Below are 336 nucleotides of genomic sequence, written 5' to 3' on the forward strand. Positions count from 1 at the left end.
TGCTCTCCGGTTTGGGCTGTTCCCGTTTCGCTCGCCGCTACTCAGGGAATCGCATTTGCTTTCTCTTCCTCCGGGTACTTAGATGTTTCAGTTCCCCGGGTCTGCCTCACGCTACACTATGTATTCATGTAACATGTCCCATCCCATTACGGATGGTGGGTTCCCCCATTCGGAAATCCTCGGATCAAAGCATACTTACTGCTCCCCGAAGCATATCGCTGTTCGTCGCGTCCTTCATCGGCTCCTAGTGCCAAGGCATCCACCGTACGCCCTTCATACCTTGATCTAGCATTTTGGTATTCTAAGAACACACGTCTAATGACATGGTTATAAAAA

At 50.0% G+C, this 336-nt stretch carries 1 rRNA gene; it reads right to left on the bottom strand.

Going from position 1 to position 336, the window contains the following annotated elements:
* Positions 1–286: ribosomal RNA gene (locus tag DVG79_RS16020) — 23S ribosomal RNA — on the bottom strand; the annotation flags it as partial.
* Positions 287–336 lie beyond the last annotated feature (50 nt).

This window comes from Exiguobacterium sp. RIT594 (assembly GCF_003339585.1).
Lineage (GTDB): Bacteria > Bacillota > Bacilli > Exiguobacteriales > Exiguobacteriaceae > Exiguobacterium_A.